This is a genomic window from Mesorhizobium sp. M8A.F.Ca.ET.208.01.1.1 (assembly GCF_004791315.1).
Lineage (GTDB): Bacteria > Pseudomonadota > Alphaproteobacteria > Rhizobiales > Rhizobiaceae > Mesorhizobium.
Map to the genome: position 1 here is coordinate 232967 of NZ_SRUT01000006.1, position 23330 is coordinate 256296.

Below are 23330 nucleotides of genomic sequence, written 5' to 3' on the forward strand. Positions count from 1 at the left end.
AGTGGTCCCTCAGGATGTTGCCGGGTCCGCAAGATGCGAGCCCGGCGGCAGGCGTTACTGGCCGGCGCTGTCTAGCATCTTGTAGTACGGGTCGAGGTCGGCTGCGGTGATCACCTTGGCCGGCAACGGATTGCTGTAGGGAACCGTCTTGCCCTGGGCGAGGTCGCCGAGCAGTTCGGCCACCTTGGCGCTTTCCTCGTAGAGCGGCTGTGCGACGATGCCGTAGGCGGCGCCCGATTTCACCAGATCGAGGTTCTGCCTGATATAGTCCATGCCGATGATGACGACGTCGCGCCCGGCCTTGCGGGCCGCGCCCGACCAGGTCTGGATGCTGTTGCCGGTGGTGCCGAAGGCGGCGGTCACGTCGGGATTGCCCTGCAGGATGGCCACCGCCTTGGCTTCGGCGGCCGAAGGCTCGAAGCCTTCCATCTGCGTATCGAGCACCTTGATGCCGGGATACTTTGCCGCGATGGTCTTGCGGAAGGCATCCGACATGGCGTTCTCGGTGTCGTTGGAAGCGCCTTGCGTCAGCGCCACAGTGCCCTTGCCGCCGAGCTTGTCGCCGATGGCGATGGCCGCATTGGCGCCGACCTCGGCAATGTCTTCTCCGGTCGCAGCCTTCAGTCCATTGACGGTGCCTTCCGGCGGCAGGACGTGCCAGGTGACGATCGGGAAGCCCTCCTTGGCAAGCTTGGTGATGTAGGAATAGATGGCCGGGTCCACCCCGTAGACGCCGATGGCGTCATATTTGGTACGGGCAAGCGCGGCCTCGGCAAGTGGCAAGGTCGCGGGGATGTCCCAGTTGGTGGCGCTCGGGTCGCCGACGACCTCGCAGGTGTAGCCGAGCTCCTTGCACTTGTTGAGGAAGCCCGCCTGCATCAGCCGGTGCACCGGGTGATCCTTCATCGCCTGCACCCAGAGCAGATGCACATCCGCCGCCCGCGCTAGGCCCGAGGTGGCGACTGTCGCCGCCACCAATGCGGCCCGGATCAGCCCCTTCTTCACCTGAATTTTCATGCCTTACCTCCATGGTTCACCGGCATTTTTGCCGGCGCAATATCTCGGCCGGTTCAAGCCCCGGCGATGAAGTAGCGGCGGCGCACTATGTCGAGGCCGACGGCCATGACCATGATCACGCCGACCGCAATCTGCTGCCAGTTGGAGTTGATGCCGATGACGACGAGGCCGCTCTGCACCACTTTCAGCATCAGGATGCCGACGACACCGCCGGCGACCGTGCCGGCGCCGCCGAACAGGCTGACGCCGCCGACCACGACACCGGCGATGACCGTCAGTTCCCAGCCGCTGCCGATCGAAGTGCCGCCGCTGCCGAGATCGGCCATGACGAACATGCCGGCGATCGCCGACAGCGCGCCGACGGTGATGAAGGCGCCGATCTTGCAGGCATTGGTGTTGATGCCGACGAGATGCGCCACTTCCTTGTTGCCGCCGGTGGCATAGATGTTGCGGCCGAGTACGGTGCGCCGCAGCACGAAATCGGCTGCCACCGCCGCGATGATGAAGAAGGCGAAACTCCAGCCGAGGCCGAAGGCGAGATCCGTACCGCCGATCGTATTGATCGCCTCCGGCAGCGGATAGACCGGATAGCCTCCGGTCACCACCTGGATCAGCCCCTGACCGATGAACAGCATGCCGAGCGTCTGGATGAAGGCGGGGATACCGAGCCTGACGACGATCAAGCCGTTGAGCAGGCCGATCAATGCGCCGACGCCGATGCCGCCGAGAATGCCTGTTGTCACCGGCAAGGCGGCAGCGGTCATCAGCTTGGCGGCGACCACTGCGGACAGCCCGGCGACCGAGCCGACGGACAGGTCGAACTCGCCGGCAACCAGCAGAATCGTCTGGCCGATGGCGATGATGCCGACAAAGGAGACGACGTTGAGAATGGCGCGGATGTTGCGCTCCGACAGGAAAGCCGGTTCGAGCAACCAGAAGAAGGCAATCAGCAAGGCCATCGCCGCCAGCACGCCGACTTCGCCCACCGCAATCAAGCCGATCAGTCGCCGCCGGAACGATTGCGTGCCCCGGCGCGGAGAGCTCACCTCAGCCGCGCTGTTCATCCTGACCTCCCTGGCGGCGCCTGTTGCCGGATCCCGCGGCCGGCTCCATTCACCCGCGCCAATCCCGGCGCGCTCCTCGTCTTCATTAAGATTATAATATTATAACTTGTCAACGATGAAAATTCCACGCCTCGCGACAGCGCGTCGCGTCGCTGGAAAGCGTCCGCTGCAACCGCTATGAATGGGCTGATGTGATCCGTGGGACTTTGCCTTGGTGGATCGCGCTCTCTTGGAGCAGGGTGATGACCGATAAGCCGCCGGCGGGCGAGAAAAAGCCGCAGCGCCTCGGCGTTCGCGAGATCGCCAAGCGCGTCGGCGTTGCGCCGATGACGGTGTCACGTGCGCTGTCCAATCCCGACATGGTGTCGCCGGAGACGCGCGCCAAGGTGCTCGAGGCGATCGAGCAGGCCGGCTTCGTGCCCAACCGCCTGGCCTCCAGCATGCGCGGCAATGGCCGCATGATCGGCACGGTTGTGCCGCCGCTGATCAATTCGGGCATAGCCGAACAGGTGCAAGGCATGTCCGACGAATGCCACGAGAGCGGCTATTCGATGCTCCTGGTGCAAGGTGAATTCACGCAGGAGGCCGAGGAGAAGGCGATCCGCAATCTGCTTGGTTGGCGCCCGGTCGGCATGATCCTGCAGAGCTTCGTGCAAAGCGAGACGGCGCGCGCGCTGCTGAAGAGCAGCGGCGCACCGGTGGTCGAGATCTCCGAGATCAAGGGCCGCAAGCCAATCGACATGGTGGTCGGCGTCTCCAATTTCGAGACAGCCTATGCCATGACCATGCATCTGGCGGCGAAGGGCTACAAGCGCATCGGCTTCGTCTCGACGCCGATCCACGGCAACGATCGTCTCCAGCAACGCCGCACCGGCTACCACGCGGCCTTGACCGAACTCGGCTTCAAGAACCATGCCGACCTGGAGGTCGAGGTGCCGATCACCGCGCAAGGCGGCGCCGAAGCGCTGGTGACGCTGACCTCCCGCCACAGGGATATCGACGCGATCTTCTTTTCCAGCGATACGCTCGCTGTCGGCGCCGTGCAGGAATGCCACCGGCGCGGTTGGGCGGTGCCTGGAAAAATCGCCATTGCCGGCTATGGCGACATGGATCTGGCCGCGCAGCTTCATCCGCCGCTGACCACGGTGAAGGTCAACCGCTACGAGATGGGACGGCGCGCGGTGCGGCAATTGCTGGCAAGGCTCGGCGGCGACACCAAGGTGCCGACCATCACCAGCCTCGGCTTCGAGATCGTCGACCGCGAAAGCGCTTGACGTCTTGATGTTAGTCAAAACGCGCCCCCCAGCTTCGTCATCCTAGGGCGGAGCAGCCGCAAAGCGGCGTCGCGAAGACCCTAGGATCCATTCCGTGACCGTGGCCGTAGGGTGCAGCGGAGCAGAATTTTGGACCGCAGTGTCGCTCGGGAGTCCCGGCATGGATCCTAGGGTCTGCGCCGCGTCGCTTCGCTCCTTGCTCCGCCCTAGGATGACGAATTGGCCGGAGGGCTTTTGCCAACCTAAAGGCCACGCTTCCCCGCCTCTTCGCGCCGCCCGAGGCGTTTCTCCCAGCCTTCGGCATGGACGTTGAGATAGGCGTTGGGATCGTAGGGATGATCCTTGATCGCATCGATGTCGAGGTCGATGCCGAGCCCCGGCGCGTCCGGTAGCGACAGATGGCCATTGTCGGGATTGACGGTCGGATGCCAGCTCACCAGCTCGCGCGTCCAGGGGTCGTTGAAGGCGTCGAAATGTTCCTGAATGAGGAAGTTCGGCACCGCCGCCGCCAGTTGCAGGCAAACCGCCGTCGCCACCGGTCCGCCGCTCTGGTGCGGCGCGATATGGCTGCCATGAGCAAGCGCCAGATTGGCCACCTGCATCGACGGCCCGATGCCGCCGAGCGACATCGGCTCGGGCTGGAAGATGTTGACGCCGCCGCCGGCCGCCAGCGTGTAGAACTGACCGACCGTGTCGTACATCTCGCCCGTCGCCACCGGGATCGGCGAGCGGTGCGCCACTTCATGCACGGTCTCCTGGCGGTCGCGCGAGGTCGGCTCTTCCCACCAGTAGATGTCGAGATCGGCGAATTTTTGCGCCGCCTGCAGTGCGGCGATCTCGGTGAAGCGCGCATGCACGTCAATCAGGATCAGCGTGTCCTTTGGCAGCCTGTCACGTAAGGTCCGGCAGATGGCGTAGGAAAGCTCCAGCTCCTCGCGCGAAATGAAGCCTTGGGCGGTGCCGAACGGGTCGAGTTTGAATGCCTTGAAGCCTTTGGCCAGCACCGCTTTCGCCGCATCGAGAAAGGCCTCGGGCGAGCGCTCGGTGCGGTACCAGCCATTGGCATAGCCGAGCACGCTGTCGCGCACCTGGCCGCCGAGCAATTGGTGGATCGGCACGCCGAGGCTCTTGCCCAGTATGTCCCAGCATGCGACTTCGATGGCCGCGATCACCGTGCGGTGGATGTGGCCGCCGTCGAGCGAGACGCTGTCCAGCATGCGTTTGGCCAGCGCGTTGATGCGGCGCGGGTCCTGGCCGATGGCGAGGTGTTTCAACTCGTGCACGCCGGCTTCGGTAGTCTTGATGAAACCGTTCAGCGTGCCTTCGCCGATCCCGTGGATGCCCTTGTCGGTATGTACTTTGACAAACAGCCAGTTCTTCCAGCCGGCGCCGACGGCAAAGGTCTCGATCTCTGTAATCTTCATGGGAGAACCCTAGCTCAATGCGGCAATGGTCGCGATGACGGCCTCGGTCGTCAGTCCGTATTTCGCTTGCAAGGTCGGCACCGCGCCGCATTCGATATAGCGGTCCGGCAGGCCGACGCGCGTCACTGTCTTCGCAATGCCGGCATCGAACAAGGTCTCGACCACAAGGCTCGCCAGGCCACCGACCACGACGTGGTTTTCCACTGTCACGATACGGTCAACCGACGCGGCGAATTCGGCCACCGCCTCGCTGTCGAACGGCTTTATGGTCGGCACATGCAGCACGCCGGCAGCAACGCCCCGTTTTTGCAAAGCATCGGCTGCATCCAATGTCCTTTCGGTCATCAGGCCGGTCGAGATGATGCCGACATCGCTACCCTGGCGCAGGCGGCGCGCCTTGCCGATCTCGAAGACGTAACCGGGCTCGAACACAACCGGCACGCTGCCGCGCAGCAGCCGCATGTAGACCGGTCCTCGATGTTGGGCGATCGCTTCGGTCGCGGCTTCGATCTCGGTCGCGTCGCAGGGGTCGATGATAGTGAGGCCGGGGATCATGCGCATCAGCGCAAGGTCCTCGATCGCCTGATGGGTGCCGCCATAGCCGGTCGTCAGACCGGGGAGGCCCGCGACGATCTTGACGTCGAGATTGGAGTGGGCGAGCGCGATGGCGACGAAATCATAGGCGCGCCGCGTCGCGAACACGCCGTAAGTGGTGGCGAACGGCACCTTGCCGGTGCGCGCCAGCCCGGCGGCGACGGCGACCAGATTCTGCTCGGCCATGCCGACATTGAAGAAGCGCTCCGGGAAAGCGTCTCGGAACGGCAGGATGTCGGTGTATTTGCCGAGATCGGCGGTCAGTCCGACAATGTCGGGGCGGCTCACGCCGAGCCTTGCCAATGCTCGGCCGAAGGGTGCCTCCACACTCCGCCGTCCGCCGCCGACGGCCTCGTCCTGGCCCATGGCCAGCGTGCGGCCGGCCTCCATCGCCGCGCCGCTCATTGGCTCGCTCCCACGGTTTTCTCGAACTCGGCGATGATGCCATCCCATTGCGCCACGTCGATGCGGAAGAAGTGCGACTTCTCGGAGGTCTCGATGCGCGGCACGCCCTTGCCGGGCAGCGTGCGCAGCACGATCGCCTTCGGCTTGCCGTTGCGGTTACGCGCATCCGCCAGCGCGCCAACCACCGCGGTCATGTCATTGCCGTCGATCTCTGACGTCTGCCAGCCGAAGGCGCGCCATTTGTCGGCCACCGGCTCCATGTCGAGCACCACCGGCCCATCGGCCTGGATGCCGTTGCAGTCGATCAGCGCCACCAGCCCGTCGAGCTTGAAGTGGCTGGCCGACATGGCTGCTTCCCAGGTCGAGCCTTCCTGCATTTCGCCATCCGACAGTTCGACGAAGACGCGCGCATCGGAGCGATCGACACGCAGGCCCAGCGCCTGGCCGACGCCCTGTCCCAGACCATGACCGAGCGAGCCGCCGATCATCTCGACGCCGGGCGTGGTGTCGAGCGTTGACATCTCCAGCCGGCTGTTGTCGGCGCCATAGGTGGCGAGTTCCTCGACCGGAAAGATGCCGGCCTCGGCAAAAGCCGCCCACAGCGCGATGGAATAGTGCCCGGTCGACAGCAGGAAGCGGTCGCGGTCGGGCCAACCGAGATTGCCGGGATCGTAGCGCAGCTCGTGGAAATAGAGCGCCGCCAGCACATCGGCGATGCCGAGTCCCTGGCCGATATAGCCCTGGCCCTGGCCGCGCGCCATCGTCAGCATATGACGGCGCAGCAGCATCGCCTTGCGTTCGAGCGCGCCGATGTCGGCGTAGCCGGGAGGAGCGTTTCGCAGCATCTGGATCAGTCCTTGTCGAGCCCGCCCGACATGTTGAGCCGCTCGGCGGTCATGTAATCAGGCGCGTCGAGGCAGAGCCAGACGACGGCCTCGGCCACTTCCGCAATCTCGGCACGGCGGCCGAGCGGGATGCGGCGGGTGCGCTCGTCGAGAAAGGCCTGCAAATCGTCGCGGCCATTGGCACGGGCAAGGTCGATTTCGGTCGAGCGCTGCATTTCGGTGTCCATCATGCCCGGCGCCAGGCTGTTGACCAGCACGCCATAGGGCGCGAGCGCCACTGCCGCGGCGCGGGTGATGGAATCGACGCCGGCCTTGCTCGCCGTGTAGGCGGTGTAGTCGGGCAGCGCCATGCGCGAGCCCGGCGAGGTGATGTTGATGATGCGCCCGGAGCGCTGCTCACGCATCACCCGGCCCGCCGCCTTGCAGGCCATGGCGAGGGCTGTGACATTGAGCGCCAGCGTACGCGTCCAGGCCTTGAAGGTGGCGTCGAGGAAGGGCTCGATCACGCCATAGCCGGCATTGTTCACCAGGATGTCGATGCCGCCCCAGCGCGCGACGACTTTTTCGACGGCCGCTTCCGGCGCGCCTTCCCCGGCGAAATCGCTGACGATGCTTTCGGCTTCCGTGCCGGTTTCGCCGATCTGCCTGGCGGTCTCGGCAAGCCCATCGCCGTTGATATCGGTGACCGCGACGAAACAGCCGCGATGCGCCAGCTGAACCGCCACCTCGCGGCCGAGCCCGCCGGCGGCACCTGTGACCAGCGCCCTGAGCGGCATCTTGTTTCGATTTTCGGCAGGCAAGCGAGCACTCTCCCGGAGGCGATCTTGACGAAATTGATACCGGTACCATAAATGGCTGTCAACGGCTATGTGCTATTGTCATTGGACTGTAGTATCGGCGGGAGTTGGGAGGAAAAGATGAGAGTCGTCGCGCTCGAAACGCTGCAGCTGGCCGAATTCCCGTTCCTGTTCTGGTTGCGCGTCCACACCGACGCCGGCCTTGTCGGAACCGGCGAGACCTTCTGGGCGCCGGGGCCGGTCGCCGCCTACATCCACGACAATGTCGCGTCCTATCTCTTGGGCAAGGACCCGCGCGACATCGAGTTGCACGACCGCACGCTGGGCAGCGTCTATGTCGGCGCGCGCGATTCCGGCGCCGAGGTGCGCGGCAATTCCGCCGTCAACATCGCGCTGTGGGATATTTATGGCCGGGCGCTCGGCGAGCCGGTCTGGCGGCTGCTTGGCGGGCGCACCCACGCGACCGTGCCGATCTACAACACTTGCGCCGGCTACAAGCATGTCCGCGCCACGAAGAAGAATGCCCTGTTCGAACGCGGCGAGGACTGGTCGCTCAAATCAGGCGATTCGAATGAAGGTCCGTATGAGGACCTGCTCGCCTGGCGCTACAATGCCGGCGATCTCGCCAAGAGCCTGAAGTCGGAAGGCATTGGCGCCATGAAAATCTGGCCGTTCGATATCGCCGCCGAAGCCTCGAACGGCACCCGAATCTCGCTTGTCGATCTCGACAAGGCGCTGGAGCCCTTCCACAAGATCCGCGACGCCGTCGGCCGCGACATGGAGATCATGGTCGAACTGCATGGGCTGTGGACCTTGCCGCCGGTGCTGCGCATCGCCGAGGCGCTGAAACCCTATGACGTCGCCTGGCTGGAAGAGCCGATCCGCTACAACGAACTCAACGCCATGGCCGAGCTCGCCCGCCACACCTCCATCCCGATCGCCGCCAGCGAAAGGCTGGCGTCGCGGCAGATGTTCAAGCAGTTGATCGACAAGCGCGCGGCTAGCGTGATCATGATCGACCTCGCCTGGTGCGGCGGCCTGTCCGAGGCGCGCAAGATCGCCAACATGGCCGAAGCCAGCGAACTGCCTGTCACCTTGCACGACTGCACCGGGCCGATCGTTTACGCGGCGAGCTGCGCCTTGTCGGCGACCTTGCCGAACGTCAATTACCAGGAAGCGGTACGCGCCTATTTCACCGGCTGGTACACCGAGATCGTCGCCGACATCCCGCCGGTCAGGGACGGTCATGTCGCGCCGCTCGAAGGGCCGGGCCTTGGCCTCAGCCTGCGGCCGGAGCTGTTCCAGCGGCCTGACGCAGCCGTGCGGATCACCAGACTCTAGCCTCTCGCACAGCTCGGTCAGAGCCAGTAGACATTATGCTATTATAATCTATGATGCGTCGAAGCGGGCGACCAACAAGCCCGCCGCCGGCGCTCTGCCGCCCGGCGCCAGACGCATTCAGGGAGGCTTTGGTGGCAATGTCTGCGGCGCGTGCACGCGAGGATTCCAGGAGTGCGTCAAATCTGCCCGACCGGAAAATCCTGCTCGACCTGTTCGAACGCATGGTGCTGCTGCGCCGCTTCGAAAGCATCGCCCAGATCGCCTGCCGCAAGGGCGAAACGCCCGGTTTCCTGCACCTCTATATCGGCGAGGAGGCGACCGGCGTCGGTGTCTGCGCGCATCTCAGGCCCACCGACTGGGTGACCTCGACCCATCGCGGGCACGGCCATGCGCTGGCCAAGGGCGCCGATCCCGGCCGGGTGATGGCCGAGCTGTTCGGCAAGGCCGATGGTATCTGCGGCGGGCGCGGCGGCACCATGCATCTCTATGACCGCTCGGTCGGCCTGTTTGGCACCAATGGCATCGTCGCCGCCGGCATCGGCCATGCCGTTGGCATCGGCATGAGCGCGCGCCAGCAAGGCCGCGACGATATCGGCGTCGCCTTCTTCGGCGATGGCGCCGCCAATCATGGCGGCTTCCACGAGGCGCTCAACTTCGCCGCCGTGCAACGGGCGCCCGCCGTCTTCATCTGCGAGAACAATCTCTACGCCACCGCGACGCCGCTCAAATCCGTCACGCTCAATCCCGAGATCGCCAGCAAGGCGGCGTCCTATGGCATGCCCGGCGTCGCCGTCGACGGCAACGACGTCTTCGCTGTCTGGCTGGCGATGAAGGAAGCCACCGAACGCGCCCGCGCCGGCAAGGGCCCGACGCTGATCGAGGCCAAGACCTATCGCACGGTCGGCCACCACGAAGGCGACCCGGTCATCGGCACCTACCGGACGCAGGAGGAACTCGACGCCTGGATCAAGCGCGATCCGATCGACATGTTCCGCAGGAAACTGATCGAGGACTACGGCATCGCCGACGCCGAGGCGCTTGCGGCAATCGAGGCGCGGATCGAGACCGTGGTCGAGCAGGCGCTGACCTTCGCCCGCAACTCGCCCGAGCCTGATCCGGCCACCGTGCGCCTGCATGTTTTCGCCGACCCGATCAATCCGCCCGCCGCCCTGCAGCCGCGCGCGGTCGGCGAGACGCGCATGCAAGGCTGGCTCGAAGCCGTTCGCGACGGCCTCGCCGAGGAGATGCGCGCCAATCCGGCGATCCTTTATTTCGGCGAGGGCACCGGCGAGCGCGGCGGCAGTTTTGCCCACACCAAGAACCTGTGGCAGGAGTTCGGCGCCGAGCGGATGGTCGATACGCCGATCTCCGAACAAGGCTTTACCGCCGCCGCCGTCGGCGCTTCGGCCACCGGCGCGCGCACCGTCTCGGACTTGATGTTCGCCGACTTCGCCTTCGAGACCGCAGGCCAGATCTTCCTGCAGGCCGCCAAGCTGCGCTACATGACCAGCGGCCTGATGAGCGCGCCTATGGTGGTGCGCGTCGGTGCCGGCGCGCTGCGCAGCTCCGGGCCGCATCACAGCGGCATCTACCATCCGATCTTCGCCCATATGCCCGGCCTCATCGTCTGCGTGCCTTCCACCCCGGCGGATGCCAAGGGGCTGATGAAGACGGCGCTGCGGGCCGGCGATCCCGTCATCATGCTGGAGCCCAAGGCGCTGTTTGCCTCCAAGGGCGAGGTGCCGGTCGGCGAGCATTTTGTGCCGTTCGGTGTGGCGCGCATCGCCCGGACCGGCACCGATATCACCATCGTCGCCGCCGGCCAGATGGTGCAGCACGCCCTTGAAGCCGCCGAAGTATTGGCCGGCGAAGGCATCGAGGCGGAGGTGATCGACCCGCGCACCATCATGCCGCTCGACATCGACAGCATCGTCGCCAGCGTCCGCAAGACCCATCGCCTGCTCATCGTCGACGAGGCCTGGGCGATGTGCGGGCTGGGCGGCGAGATCGCACAGGCCATCAACGAACTCGCCTTCGACGAACTCGACGCGCCGCCGGGAAGGCTGCACACCGCGCCGACCTCGCACCCCTTCGCGCCGGTGCTGGAGCGCGCCATGCTGGTCGATACGGCCCGGATCGCGCAAGGCGTGCGCGACGTCATATCAGGCCGGCCGCCAGTGCCGGATCACTGGTACACGGTTGGCTTGAAGAGTGCTGTGCCGGCTAAGCCAGCACCTGCCCCCGTCAAGATGGTGCCACCCGCGCCATCGGCCCAGCCCCCGGTCGCCGCCAGCGACGACGAGCCGGTGACAATGCCGTTCGGCGACCTAACGGTGAGCGAAGGCACTGTCATCAAATGGCTGAAGGCGGTCGGTGATCCCGTCAAGGAGGGGGAGCTGATCGCAGAGATCGAGACCGACAAGGCCGTGGTCGAGATCGAGGCGCCGGTCAGCGGAACGCTTGCCGCCATCGATCAGCCGGTTGGCGCGGTGGTGCCGATGGGCGGCCGCATCGGCGGGATCAAGAGATAGACCACTTCCGTACATCAAATCCGAAGGACTGGCATGAAGATCCTGTGCGCCAACTGGCAAGCCGCCGACGAGGCCGAACTCGAGCGCGAGCATTATCCCGACATCGAGTTCATCCTCGCCCGCTCGACCAATGACAAGGCCGCCACGCTCGATCCGGCAGCCTGCGAGACGGCCGACGCCGTCATCAACTATTCGCCGACCCACAATGTCGCCGCCGCCCCGTCGGCCTTTCCCAAGGCACGCATCGCGGTGCGTTCCGGCGTCGGTTTCGACAACATCGACACGGCAGGCTGGGGCGCACGCAAGATCCCGGCCTGCAATGTGCCGGACTATGGCACGACCGAGGTCGCCGACCACGCCATCGCCCTGATGCTGGCGCTGACACGCGGCACCTCGGCCTATGGCGCTGAACTTCGCAATGGAGCCGAAGGCTGGCATTTTTCCAAGGCGCCGCTGGTGAGAAGGCACAAGGGCGCCACCTTCGGCATTGTCGGGCTCGGTCGTATCGGGCTCGCCACCGCGCGCCGTGCCGCCGCTTTCGACATGAAGGTGGTATTCTATGATCCGCACCTCCTGTCCGGCGTTGATCTCTCGACCGGCTACGAACGCGTCCATTCGCTGGCGGAGTTGATGGGGCGAGCCGATGTGGTGAGTGTCCACGCACCGCTCAGCGAAGAAACCCGCAAGCTGCTCGGCGCGGCGACCTTCGCCGCCGCCAGGCCAGGCCTCGTGCTGATCAACACCGCGCGCGGCCCGATCGTCGATCTCGACGCGCTGGAGACGGCGATGCGCAACGGCACGGTCAGCGGTGCCGGGCTGGACGTGCTGCCGAACGAACCGGGCGATCTCGACCATCCACTGCTGGCGGCGTGGCGCAATCGCGAGCCGTGGATCGCCAATCGCCTGATCGTCACCCCGCATGCCGCCTTCTACAGCCCGGCATCGATGCGCGACCTCAGGCTGAAATCGATCGAAGTCGTGCACGCCTATCTTGCCGAGGGCCGGCTCACCAACTGCGTCAACTCCGAGTATCTGAAATGAACGCAGCGGCTGTGCAGGCGAGGCGTCTTGCGGTTTCCCCATACGCCCGCCGCCTGGCGCGCGAGCGTGCGCTGCCGCTCGAGACGCTTCGGGGCAGCGGTCCGGGTGGGCGCATCCTGGCCGCCGATGTGTTGAGCTTCGCCGCGCCCCCGCGGCCTATCGGTCAGCCTGCTGTCGAGGCCGCTCCAGCCTCCCCTTCCGTCGCCGTATCCAGCATCGCCGCCTTTGCCACATCGATAGCACTGGGCGCTCTGAAAGACCTTCTGGCCGCGCTGGAAAGTACGGGGAGGATGTTCGACATCGACGATGTGCTCTTGCGTGCGGCAGGTAGAGCATTCGATGAATCCCCAGATATCGATCGGGGCGCCGATGCTTGCGTGGCATTGGAACTGCCCGGCCGGCAAGCAGTGTTCGCGACGGTTCCGGAGATATCCCTGACATCGATGCGCACAGCGCGGCTTGCGTTCCTGCGTGGCGACCGCGACGACGCGGGAAAGTTCGCGGTTCTATCTCTGCGGCTTCTCCCCGCAGGCGACATTCGGCCGATTATGATGCCGCTTCTGCCCGGTAGTGCCATGCGCTTGACCGTTTCGCTCGACACGGCCGGCAATCAAGCCGAGTGCCTGCTGATAACGGATGCCTCGAGCGTCGATGAGTCAAACGCCGCCGCTTGGCTCGCTACCCTGAAATCGACCATCGAACACCCGCTTCGGCTCTTCGTCTGAGAGGGTTGATCATTGCCGCCGTGCCTAGCCTCGAGCGAAGGAAGCTATTATAAAAGCTTCGACACAGGCGCGACGAGGCACATGGACCATTCCGTTCCCACCATCGAAAGTCTTCCCAAGCGCACGCTCGGCCGCGCCAATGGGCCGCTTTACCGGCAGCTCGCCGACATCCTGCGCGAGCCGATCGGCAACGGCACCTTCCCGGTCGGCGGCGAGCTGCCCAAGGAAGCGACCATCGCCGAGCATTTCGGCGTCAGCCTGATCACCGTGCGCCAGGCGCTGCGCGATCTCGAGGCCGACGGCCTGATCAGGAAGCGCTCGGCGAAACCGGCGGTGGTCACGGCGCGCAATCCGTCGGTAAACCTCAGCTGGAAATTCAAGAACTTCGCCGACATGGCGGCCTTCACAAAGGATGCCGAACTGACGGTCAAATCCTATCGCAAGGAGGTTTCCCCCGTGCTTCAGCGCCATTTCGGCATGGGCAAGGACGAGGCTGGCTACTGCTTGCGCGGCATCCTGTCGGTGGGTGAGCAGAAGAAGGCCCAGATCACCAGCTATTTCCCGCCTTCTGTCGGAGCGAAGCTGAAGCGGGACGATTTTTCCGACGTGCTGATCTTTCGTTCGGTGCAACGGCATCTCGGCCTGCGGCTGGACGTCGCGCATGTCACGGTCCGCGCCGAGATCGCCGACGAGGTCATCGCGGACGACCTCGGCATCGCGCTGGGCAGTGCAGTCCTGAGTGTGGAGATGCTCTACCAGTCGGCCGACCAGCAGAGCATCGAGTTTACCATCGCGCGGCATCCTGCCGATCTCTTCAGCATCAGCTACGACGCGCCGAACGACCTCGCCTGAACCCGATCGGCGGGATTTCACGCCGATTTCGTCGTCTCGGCCATGGACAGCTTTATAAAATTATAATAGCATCATAGCTAGGATGGAGGCTGCGTCGAGAACCATGATCGAACGTGGAAGCGCAGCCGCATCCGACGTCGAGCATTTGCCTGGTGCGTGTCGCCCAAGTGCACAGTGGTCCTGGGTAGCGGCATGCACAAAACAAAGTCTGTTCATAAGGGGGTGTGCGGCGAAGGCACTTGATAGGCAGCGGCGTTCGCGCGGCTGACACCAAACACGGGAGGAGGAAATCATGAAAGCAGGCGCATTCTTCGCCGGCCTTGCGGTGATCGCGACGACTTTGCTGTCGATTGATGCCGTGCCGGCCAACGCACAGGACAAGAAGCCCTACACCATTTATCTGTCCAACAATTTCGTCGGCAACGACTGGCGCCAGCAGATGCTGCGCAGCGCCGACATCGCGGTCAAGAAACCGCCGCTTGCCGGTCGCGTCGACCTCAAGGTCGAGGTGGTCGAGACCACGGTCCAGGCGCAGATCAATTCCCTCAACAACATCATTCGCAACAAGCCCGACGCCATCGTGATCGACGCGGGCTCCGGCGAAGCGCTCAACCCGACGATCGAGAAGGCCTGCAAGGCCGGCATCGTGGTCATCGCCTTCGACCAGATCGTTAGCGCGCCCTGCGCTTACACGATGGAGTCCGACTGGGGCCGGGCACCGCGCGTGGAGGCCGAATGGCTGGTCAAGAAACTCGGCGGCAAGGGCAAGATCCTCGTTGACCGCGGACTTGCCGGTGCTCCGATCTCCGCCCAACTGCAGGGTGGTTTCGAGGAAGTCATCAAGAAATATCCCGGCATTGAAGTTGTCGGCTATTTCAACGGCGACTATGCACTGGGACCGGAACAGGCCGGCGTCGCCAGCCTGCTGGCGGCGCACCCGCAAGTCGACGCCATCTTCGTCCAGGGCTATGGCGCCGGAGCCATCAAGGCGCTGCAGGACGCCGGTCGTCCGATCGTTCCCATCACCGGCAGTCCGTTCAACCTGACGACGACGACCTGTGCGCAGACCCATGGCGCCCAGTGCATCCTTGCGCCCAACCCTGCCTATCTGTCGGCCGAGGCCTTGAAACTCGCGGTGGAGATACTGGACGGCAAGAAGCCGGCGGAGAAGAAGATCCTGCTGCGCAACGCCTTCCTTACCACCGATCCGGTCCCGTCGGAATTGTATCCCGACGCGACCATGCAGAAGATAGAGGTCGGCAAGAATGCCTTTCCGGACATGGCGCCGGGCCTGTTTCTTCCAGTCAGCCCGGACTGGGTTGAAATCACCCCGGCCGAGGCTGCCGGCTCGAAATGACGATGCCTGCCGATCGGTGACGAAATGATCGCCTCCAGGTCTCTCCAATGCGCCTTGGCTTAAATTGACAAGGCGCATTGGTACCGGTATCAATTTACACGCAGCACCCACCAAGATGGCGAAGTCCGTCACTGGCTGATGCAGGAAACGCAAGGAGGAGAGATCATGAAACTGAAGACAATTTGCGCCGGATTGGCAAGCCTTGCCGTATCCGCGATCGCCATCGGCACGGCGCCTAGTCACGCCGAGGACAAGAAGCCCTACACTATCTATCTCTCGAACAATTTCGTCGGCAATGACTGGCGCCAGCAGATGGAACGCGTCGCCACGGTGTCGGTGAACAAGGGGCCGCTGAAAGGCCGCGTCGACCTCAAGATCGAGAATGTCGAGAACACCGTCCAGGCGCAGATCAATTCGCTGAACAACATCATCCGTCAGAAGCCGGACGCCATCCTGGTCGACGCCGGTTCGGATTCGGCGCTCAACCCGACCATCAAGAAGGCCTGCGACGCCGGCATCGTCGTCATCAGCTTCGACCAGGTGGTGACCGAGCCCTGCGCCTTCGCCGTCGCTTCCGACTGGGATCGCATCCCCTCCGTGATGGCCGAGTGGATGGCCACCCAGCTTGGCGGCAAGGGCAACATCATCCTCGACCGCGGCCTCGCCGGCGCGCCGATCTCGGCGCAGTTGCAGCAAGGTTACGAGAAGGTGCTGGCCAAATATCCCGACATCAAGGTCGTCGGCTATTACAACGGTAACTACGCGCTTGGGCCGGAACAGTCCGGCGTGGCGGCGCTGCTTGCCGCCAATCCGAAGATCGACGGCATCATGACGCAAGGCTACGGCTCGGGCGCCATCCAGGCGCTGAAGGATGCCGGCCGGCCGATCGTCCCGGTCGTCGGCTTCTCCTACAATGTCGCCGCCGTCACCTGCGCGCAGACACAAGGCGCCAAGTGCATTCTTGGCTCCAATCCGGCCTATCTTTCGTCGGAAGCGATCAAGCTGGCGGTCGACATCCTCGACACCGGCAAGAAGCCGGCCGAGCGCTCCGTCTCGGTCAAGGGTGATTTCGTCACCACCGATCCCTTCGAGTCCAAGCTCTATCCGGGCACCAAGATGATCAAGATCGCGGTCGGCGAAAACGCCTTTCCCGACCAGGCGCCCGGCCTGACGCTGCCGATCACGCCCGACTGGGTCGAGATCACCGCTGCGGAAGCGGCCGGTTCGAAGTAACATCCTGAGACCACGACCCTGTCTCCCGGCATCGCAAGATGTCGGGAGAGCTTTTCGAAGGCGCATCCATGGACCTCGTCACCGTCAAAGGCCTGTCCAAACGCTATGGCGGCATCGTTGCGCTGAGCGATGCGACATTCAGCGCCCGCGCCGGCGAGGTGCATGCGCTGCTCGGCGAGAACGGCGCCGGCAAGAGCACCTTCATCCAGATCCTGTCGGGCGCGGTGCGGCACGATGGCGGCTCGATCCTGGTCGACGGCCAGGACTATCGCCCTGCCAATCCGGACGTGGCCCAGGCGCGCGGCATTGCCGCCGTCTTTCAGGAACTGTCGCTGATCCCCGACCTCAGCGTGGAACAGAATATCTGGTTCCGCCACGAGCCAAGGACGTTGCTGCGCACCGTCAACCGCGCCGAGATGCGCCGCAGGACGCTTGCCTTGCTCGAAAGGTATGATTTTCCGGCGTTGCGTCCCGACCAGGAATTGCGGCGGCTGACGCTGGCCGAACGGCAGATCGTGGAGATCGCCAAGGGGTTGGCCAAGGACCCGCGCATCCTCATCCTCGACGAGGCGACCTCGGCTTTGCCCGCGCGTGAAGCCGAATGGCTGCTGAAGCTCACCCGGCAACTGGCGGCGGAAGGCAGGCTGGTCATCTTCATCTCGCACCGCATGGCCGAGGTGCGCGCCATCGCCGACCGGCTGACCATCTTCCGCAATGGCAGCACCGTCGCCGCGCACGAGGCCAACGCCGTGTCCGACAACGAGATCGTCACCCAGATGATCGGCCGGCATCTCGACCGGCTCTATCCCGAGCGGGTGGCCACGGCCACGGATCGCGTCGCGCTAAGGGTCGAGGGCCTGTCGAGCGGCAGCCGGCTCTCCGGTGTCGACTTTGCCTTGCGGGAGGGCGAGGTGCTCGGCGTCGGCGGCTTGCAGGGCCATGGCCAGCGCGAGCTGTTCCAGGCACTGTTCGGCGCCAGCAGGGCGAGCGGTGCCGTCGAGCTGTGGGGCAAGCCGGTCGCGATCAGCAATCCACGCCAGGCTTTGACCGGCAGGGATGGCATCGCCCTGGTGCCGGAGGACCGGCGCGGGCAAGGCCTGCTCCTTACCAAGAGCGTGCGCGAGAACCTGACGCTGTCGGTGATCAAGCGCTTCACCGAAAATGGCTTGCTCAGCCGGCAAAAGGAAGCGGCTCTGGTCAAGGAGATGGTCGATTTCCTGCGCATCAAGGCCGGCACGCCTGAGCAGCTCGCCGGTACCTTGTCGGGCGGCAACCAGCAAAAGGTGATCTTCGGCAAGATGCTGTTGACGCAAGCGCGCGTGCTCTTGCTCTACGACCCGACGCGGGGCGTCGATGTCGGCACCAAGGGCGAGATCTTCCAGCTGATGCGCGACCTCGCCGCCAAGGGTTACGCGATCCTGTTCCATTCCAGCGACATGCCGGAACTCGTCCATGTCGCCGACCGCGTGCTGGTCATGCGCGACGGCCGTATCGCCGCGACGCTGGAGGGCGATCGCATCTCCGAGGCCGGCATCTTGCGCGCCGCCATGCTTGAACGCGAGGCGGCTTGAGGCATGGTCATGGCGAGCGCGGAGCAGACTGGCGGGATGATGCAAAGGTCGGCCGACATGAAATCAACCACGCCGGCCATCGATTGGCGCGGCCGCTTGCTCGACCGCGCGCCGTTCCTGGTCGCCTGCCTGATGCTGGCATTGATTGTCGGCATCTACGGCAGCCTGCAATCCGGCGTCTTCACGCTGGATGAACTCAATCTCGACACCGCCGCGGCGATGACGCTGATGCTGGCGGCGACGGGCCAGACCATCGTGCTGCTGCGCGGCGGCATCGACCTGTCGATCGGCGGCATGATCAGCCTTGGCACGGTGATCGCCGCGACACGGTTCGCCGATGATCCGTCAACCACCGGGTTCTGGGCGTTGGCCATCCCTGCGCTCGGTTTTGTCATCGGCGCGATCAACGGCCTGCTGATCTCACTGCTCAAGCTGCAGCCCTTCCTGGTGACGCTCGCGACATGGTCGATCCTCAACGGCGTCGCCATGATCATCCTGCCGACCGACGGCGGCAGCATTCCCACATGGTGGGTCGGCTTTGCCTCCACGCAGCTCTTCGGCCTCACCAGTCCGGCCTGGATGTTGCTGGTCCTGCTGCTGTTCTGGTGGTGGTTCCGCGCCACCCGGGTCGGCATTTCGATCCAGGCAACCGGATCGAACGAAAAATCGGCCTTCCTGTCGGGCGTCTCCATCACCCGCGTCAATCTCGTCACCTACGGCCTGTCCGGCCTGTTCGCGGCGGGCGCGGCGCTGTTCCTGGTGACACAGACCGGTGCCGGTTCGCCGACCATCGGCAAGGACTACATCCTGCCTTCGGTGGCGGCGGCGGTCATTGGCGGCGTCAGCCTGTTCGGCGGCCGGGGCCATCTAGCCGGCACGCTGATCGGCGCCTTCGTGCTCACCCTCATCGGCAACCTCGTCTTCGTGCTGCATGTATCGAGCTACTGGCAGCCGGTCGCGTCCGGTGTCATCCTGCTGCTCTCGGTGCTGGCCAGTTCCGTCGCCGAGAAAACCGCAAGGGGCCGTGTCCAATGAGTGCCTTCCTCGCCCGCAACCGGCTGATTGTGCTCGCCTATGCCGGCATGGTCGTGCTGCTCCTGGTCACGGCGCTGTTCTCGCCCGGCTTCCTCTCCGTCTCCAACATGCGCTCCACCGTCGTGCTGGCGGCCTTTGTCGGCATCGTCGCGCTCGGCCAGACCTTCGTCATCATCGGCGGCGGCATCGATCTCTCGGTGCCATGGGTGCTGAATTCGGCGGCGATCATCATGGCGCTGCTGTGCGGCGGGCAGGATCTGCCGCTGGTCTGGGTGATGCCGCTGCTGCTCGCCGGCGGCGCCTTCATCGGGCTGATCAATGGTGTCGGCGTCGCCCGGTTCGGCGTACCGCCGATCATCATGACGCTGGCCACCAACGTCATCCTGCAAGGCCTGATCCTGGTGCTGACCGGCGGCTCGCCGACCCCCTCGGCGCCGGCGCTGATCCAATTCCTGTCGGTCGGCCGCATAGCCGGCTTTCCGGTCATCGCGCTGATCTGGCTCGCCCTGACGCTGGTGGCGACCGTGCTGCTCTCCAAGGCAGCCTTCGGCCGTCACCTCTATGCGCTCGGCACCAGCGCCACCGTGGCCGAATTCTCAGGCGTGCCGACGGCACGCACCACCATCCTGACCTATGTGATTTCGGGCCTTGCCGCCGCCTTCGCCGGCATGCTTTTGACCGGCTATTCCGGCCAGGCCTATCTCGGCATGGGTGATGCCTATCTGTTCACCTCGATCGCCGCGGTCGCCATTGGCGGCGCCTCGATCCTCGGCGGCAGCGGCCACTATCTCGGCACCGTCGCCGGCGCCATGGTGCTGACCATCCTCACCGGCCTGCTGCCGGCGCTCAACCTGTCGAGCGGCGCCCTGCTCGTCGTCTATGGCGCGGTGATCCTGCTCACGGTCTCGATCGGCAGCGAGGCCTTTGCCGGCCTCGGCGGCAGGCTGCGCAGGGGCTGAACGGAGGGAAGAATGGTCGAGATCACTTGTGTCGTCGATGCCAGGGCCGAGCTTGGCGAAGGCACGCTCTGGGACCCCAGGGCCGGCGTGCTCTGGTGGATCGACATCTGGAAGAAGCTGATCCATCGCTACGACCCCGCGACCGGCAAGGACGAGGTCTTCGAAACACCGGAATATCTCGGCTGCCTTGGCCTGCGCGAGAAGGGCGGCCTGGTGCTGACCATGACCAATGGCTTTCATTTCTTCGATCCGGCAACCGGCCAGTTCGAGGCGATCGTCGATCCGGAAGCACATATGCCGAAGACCCGCTTCAACGACGGCAAGCCGGACCGCCAGGGCCGCTTCTGGTCGGGCTCGATGTTCGAGGTGGCGGGACAGCCGATCGAATTCATCGGCGCGCTCTACCGGCTCGATGCCGATCTCTCCGTGCACAAGATGATCGACGGCATCGGCTGCTCGAACGGGCTGGCCTGGAGCCCGGACTCGAAGACCATGTACTTCTCCGACAGCCATGCGGGCGCGGTCTGGGCCTATGATTTCGACCCCGCCACCGGCGACATCGAGAACCGCCGCACCTTCATCGACATGACGGCAACAGGCGGCGTCGCCGACGGCGCCACGGTCGATGCCGAGGGCTGCTACTGGGTGACCATCCCTGTGACCAGCAAGGTCTGCCGCTACGATCCCGATGGCGAGCTGATGGAAACAGTGGTTCTGCCGACCGACCTGCCGACCTGTTGCGAGTTCGGCGGCAAGGACCTCGACATCCTCTACGTCACCTCTGCCGTCCTCAAGCGCCCGGCCAGCCATTTCGTGCGCCAGAAGAATCCGGGCGGTCTGTTCGCGCTCGACGTCGGCGTCAAGGGCCTGACCTTGCCGGCGTTCAAGGGCTGACGGCTTCGCTCAGACTGCCGACATGACCAGTGGCGTCTCGGTCCTGCGAGTCATTCCGGTAGCGAAACGACGCTCGAGGTAGCCTGCGTAGAGCGACAGCGGCCAGCACAGCGCGAAGTAGATCAGCGACACCGTACCGAACACCATCACCGGCTGGAAGGTCACAGTGTTGACCTGCGTGGCGGCCCGCGCAAGCTCGGTCAGGCCTATCAGCGAGGCGATCGATGTCGTCTTGACGATCTGCACCATGAAGCCGACGGTCGGCGGCAGCATCAGCCGCACCGCCTGCGGGATGATCACCAGCCGCAGCGTCCTGACAAAGCGGAAGCCGAGCGCCGTTGACGCCTCCCATTGTCCCTTTGGAATTGCCTCGATGGCGCCGCGAAAGATTTCGCCGAAAAAAGCGCCGCCATTGAGCGAGAAGGTCACGGCCGCCGCCACCCAGGGGTCCGGCCGGTAGCCAAGGAACGAAGAACCGTAATAGGCCATGAATAGCTGGATCAGGATCGGCGTGCCCATGAAGAACTGGATATAGCCCGCGGCCAGCCAGCGCAGCGGCCGCGCCGGCGCCACCCGGATCGCCGCCACCACGAGGCCGATCAGGCCGCCGCCGGCAAAGGCGATCAGCGCCAGAAGGATTGTCCAACGCGTTGCCAGAAGCAGGAACATCAGTTCGTTGGGGCCAAAATGGCGCAGGCTCATGATCTAGACCTTCCAGCGGAACATGAGCTTGCCGATGCCGGCAAAGAACAGGCTGGCCGCCTGCACCAGCACGAAATAGATGATGGCGATGACGATATAGACCTCGAAGCTGCGGAAGGTCTGCATGACGAGGTTGTTGGCCACCGCCGTCAGTTCTTCCGCGGCGATGGCGCCGACGATCGAGGTGCCCATGATCTGCAGGATGAACTGCGCCGACAGCGATGGGTAGACGGCGCGCGCCGCCGGCACCAGAACGACATGGCGGATGATGCGGTAGCGGCTGAGGCCGAGCGACTTGGCCGCTTCGATCTGCCCTTCGGGGATGGCCTCGATTCCGGCGCGCAGGATCTCGGTGGCGTAGGCGCCGAGATGGATCGACAGCGCCACGACCGCCGCCGTGTTGCTCGACAGTTTGAAGCCGAACAGCGGCAGCGAGAAGAAGACGAAATAAAGCTGGATCAAGAGCGGCGTGTTGCGGATCATCTCGACATAGGCAGCGATCGGCCACGACAGGAAGCGCGGCCCAAAGCTGCGTCCGACGGCGCCAAGGACACCGATGGCGGTGCCGAACAGGATCGACAGCGCCGCCAGCTGGATGGACTTCTCCAGGCCGCGCAGCAACAGGTCGAGATGCACCAGGATCGGGCCGAATTGCAGGGCGGTTTGCATGGGCATTCCGTCACGAGGTCGAGAAAGCGGGGCCGCTGCCATGCGCGGTCCCGCCGTGGAATGACGCGATCAGAAGACCGGCAGAACCGGCAGCGGCTGGTTGCGATACTTCATCGACAATGCATCGAGCGTGCCGTCGGTCTTAAGGGTGAACAGCCAGGTGTTGATCCACTGCCGCAGATTGTCGTTGCCCTTGGCGACGCCGATGCCGAAGTAGAAGGTCTTCAGCACATATTTCTGCTCGAAGGCGTCGCCGTTCCCGGCTTTCTTCAGGTAGATTTCGCCGTAATCGCCGCCTCCCATGGCGTCGATCTGGCCCGACACCATCGCCTGCAGCAGCGAGGAATAGTCGTCGAAGCGCAGGATCTCGATGCCCGGATTGGCTTCGGCGGCCTTGGTCAGCAATCCGTCCTCGCCGGTGCCGCGCGTCAGGCCAACCTTCTTGCCGACGAGGTCGGCAACGCCCTTGATCGAGGTGCTCTTCGGCGCGATCACCACCGCCGACTGGCCGGCATAGGGAATCGAATAGTCGATCTGGATGGCGCGCGCCGGGGTGATCGAGAAGATCGAGATCACCGCATCGACCTGCTTGGTCAGCAAAGCCGGAATCCGGCCCGGCGAGGTGACGGTGACGAATTCCACAGGCACGCCCAGCGCCTCGCCCATCTTGTTGGCGACCTCGATGTCGAAGCCGGTCGGTTTCAGATTGGCGTCGAGAAAGCCGTAGGGCGGCGTGGTTGTGTCGATGGCAACGACCAGCTTGCCGCGCGAAATGATCTCATCGACCGACTGTGCCGAAGCGATCGACGGCAGCAGCGCCGACAGCGCCAGCACGATGCCGGCTAGCATCGCGTCCCTCAGGAAAGTCCGCATGTTTTCCTCCCATGCATTTTCTGGCGCCTCGTGTCGATATCGACGGTGCGGGGCGCCTGGCCACCCGACGATTTGAAACAGCTCGCTCGCGGACATCCCTTGCAAACCGGAGAGTCAGCGGCTCCTC

General features: G+C 64.6%; 21 protein-coding genes. 12 read left to right on the forward strand and 9 right to left on the reverse strand.

Translation table 11 applies throughout. The features are described from left to right. Positions 1-54: 54 nt before the first annotated feature. Both EN851_RS25160 and EN851_RS25165 read right to left on the reverse strand, forming a co-directional pair. Positions 55-1017: a substrate-binding domain-containing protein gene (locus tag EN851_RS25160; protein WP_135882665.1), complete on the reverse strand. Its 963-nt coding sequence runs from the start codon at positions 1015-1017 to the stop codon at positions 55-57. Between the two features lie 53 nt (positions 1018-1070). Then, positions 1071-2081, reverse strand: a complete 1011-nt coding sequence (locus EN851_RS25165; protein ID WP_135930210.1) for an ABC transporter permease — start codon at positions 2079-2081, stop codon at positions 1071-1073. Positions 2082-2323: 242 nt separating this feature from the next. Between EN851_RS25165 and EN851_RS25170 the strand changes: the two genes are divergently transcribed. Further along, positions 2324-3355, forward strand: coding sequence for a substrate-binding domain-containing protein (locus EN851_RS25170; protein ID WP_127275283.1), 1032 nt, complete (start codon positions 2324-2326; stop codon positions 3353-3355). Positions 3356-3597: 242 nt separating this feature from the next. Here EN851_RS25170 and EN851_RS25180 read toward each other — a convergent pair whose 3' ends face one another. The 4 genes from EN851_RS25180 to EN851_RS25195 are packed head-to-tail and all read right to left on the reverse strand — an operon-like array spanning position 3598 to position 7423. After that, complete coding sequence (locus tag EN851_RS25180; protein WP_127275284.1) at positions 3598-4779, reverse strand: mandelate racemase/muconate lactonizing enzyme family protein; 1182 nt, start codon at positions 4777-4779, stop codon at positions 3598-3600. Between the two features lie 9 nt (positions 4780-4788). After that, entirely contained in the window at positions 4789-5778 is a 990-nt protein-coding gene (locus EN851_RS25185; protein WP_135917649.1) for a transketolase C-terminal domain-containing protein, read from the reverse strand. Continuing rightward, a complete protein-coding gene (locus EN851_RS25190; RefSeq protein ID WP_135917647.1) occupies positions 5775-6623 on the reverse strand; it encodes a transketolase in 849 nt (282 codons plus the stop codon). The genes EN851_RS25185 and EN851_RS25190 overlap by 4 nt, the downstream gene beginning before the upstream one ends. A 5-nt stretch (positions 6624-6628) precedes the next feature. Next, positions 6629-7423, reverse strand: coding sequence for an SDR family oxidoreductase (locus tag EN851_RS25195; protein ID WP_135930211.1), 795 nt, complete (start codon positions 7421-7423; stop codon positions 6629-6631). 117 nt (positions 7424-7540) lie between these two features. Between EN851_RS25195 and EN851_RS25200 the strand changes: the two genes are divergently transcribed. The 11 genes from EN851_RS25200 to EN851_RS25250 all read left to right on the forward strand — a co-directional run bounded on the left by EN851_RS25200 (position 7541) and on the right by EN851_RS25250 (position 20959). Then, positions 7541-8761, forward strand: coding sequence for a mandelate racemase/muconate lactonizing enzyme family protein (locus EN851_RS25200; RefSeq protein WP_135930212.1), 1221 nt, complete (start codon positions 7541-7543; stop codon positions 8759-8761). 137 nt (positions 8762-8898) lie between these two features. Then, a complete protein-coding gene (locus tag EN851_RS25205) occupies positions 8899-11292 on the forward strand; it encodes a thiamine pyrophosphate-dependent enzyme (RefSeq protein ID WP_245520813.1) in 2394 nt (797 codons plus the stop codon). A 33-nt stretch (positions 11293-11325) separates the two neighbouring features. After that, positions 11326-12333 carry a C-terminal binding protein gene (locus EN851_RS25210; protein ID WP_135930214.1) on the forward strand — a complete coding sequence of 336 codons (1008 nt, stop codon included), beginning with the start codon at positions 11326-11328 and terminating at the stop codon, positions 12331-12333. Further along, positions 12330-13058: an E3 binding domain-containing protein gene (locus tag EN851_RS25215; RefSeq protein WP_135930215.1), complete on the forward strand. Its 729-nt coding sequence runs from the start codon at positions 12330-12332 to the stop codon at positions 13056-13058. The genes EN851_RS25210 and EN851_RS25215 overlap by 4 nt, the downstream gene beginning before the upstream one ends. A gap of 81 nt (positions 13059-13139) precedes the next feature. After that, positions 13140-13910, forward strand: a complete 771-nt coding sequence (locus tag EN851_RS25220; protein ID WP_135930216.1) for a GntR family transcriptional regulator — start codon at positions 13140-13142, stop codon at positions 13908-13910. A 292-nt stretch (positions 13911-14202) separates the two neighbouring features. Continuing rightward, a complete protein-coding gene (locus EN851_RS25225; protein ID WP_135930217.1) occupies positions 14203-15267 on the forward strand; it encodes a sugar ABC transporter substrate-binding protein in 1065 nt (354 codons plus the stop codon). Positions 15268-15432: 165 nt separating this feature from the next. Then, positions 15433-16500, forward strand: a complete 1068-nt coding sequence (locus EN851_RS25230) for a substrate-binding domain-containing protein (protein ID WP_135930218.1) — start codon at positions 15433-15435, stop codon at positions 16498-16500. 68 nt (positions 16501-16568) lie between these two features. Beyond that, positions 16569-18071 (forward strand): sugar ABC transporter ATP-binding protein, encoded by a 1503-nt coding sequence (locus tag EN851_RS25235; protein WP_245464333.1) that lies wholly within the window; start codon positions 16569-16571, stop codon positions 18069-18071. Between the two features lie 57 nt (positions 18072-18128). Next, positions 18129-19106: an ABC transporter permease gene (locus tag EN851_RS25240; RefSeq protein ID WP_245520807.1), complete on the forward strand. Its 978-nt coding sequence runs from the start codon at positions 18129-18131 to the stop codon at positions 19104-19106. Beyond that, the gene (locus EN851_RS25245) at positions 19103-20065 is read left to right on the forward strand and encodes an ABC transporter permease (RefSeq protein WP_127280476.1); all 963 of its coding nucleotides are present in this window, start codon (positions 19103-19105) and stop codon (positions 20063-20065) included. Before EN851_RS25240 ends, EN851_RS25245 begins: the two co-directional genes overlap by 4 nt. A 12-nt stretch (positions 20066-20077) precedes the next feature. Further along, the gene (locus EN851_RS25250) at positions 20078-20959 is read left to right on the forward strand and encodes an SMP-30/gluconolactonase/LRE family protein (RefSeq protein ID WP_127280477.1); all 882 of its coding nucleotides are present in this window, start codon (positions 20078-20080) and stop codon (positions 20957-20959) included. A gap of 9 nt (positions 20960-20968) precedes the next feature. Here EN851_RS25250 and EN851_RS25255 read toward each other — a convergent pair whose 3' ends face one another. The 3 genes from EN851_RS25255 to EN851_RS25265 form a co-directional block, all read right to left on the reverse strand. Beyond that, entirely contained in the window at positions 20969-21661 is a 693-nt protein-coding gene (locus EN851_RS25255; protein ID WP_135922276.1) for an amino acid ABC transporter permease, read from the reverse strand. Positions 21662-21664: 3 nt separating this feature from the next. Then, the gene (locus EN851_RS25260) at positions 21665-22330 is read right to left on the reverse strand and encodes an amino acid ABC transporter permease (protein WP_127280479.1); all 666 of its coding nucleotides are present in this window, start codon (positions 22328-22330) and stop codon (positions 21665-21667) included. Between the two features lie 69 nt (positions 22331-22399). Next, the gene (locus EN851_RS25265) at positions 22400-23203 is read right to left on the reverse strand and encodes a transporter substrate-binding domain-containing protein (protein WP_135882652.1); all 804 of its coding nucleotides are present in this window, start codon (positions 23201-23203) and stop codon (positions 22400-22402) included. Between the last annotated feature and the right edge of the window lie 127 nt (positions 23204-23330).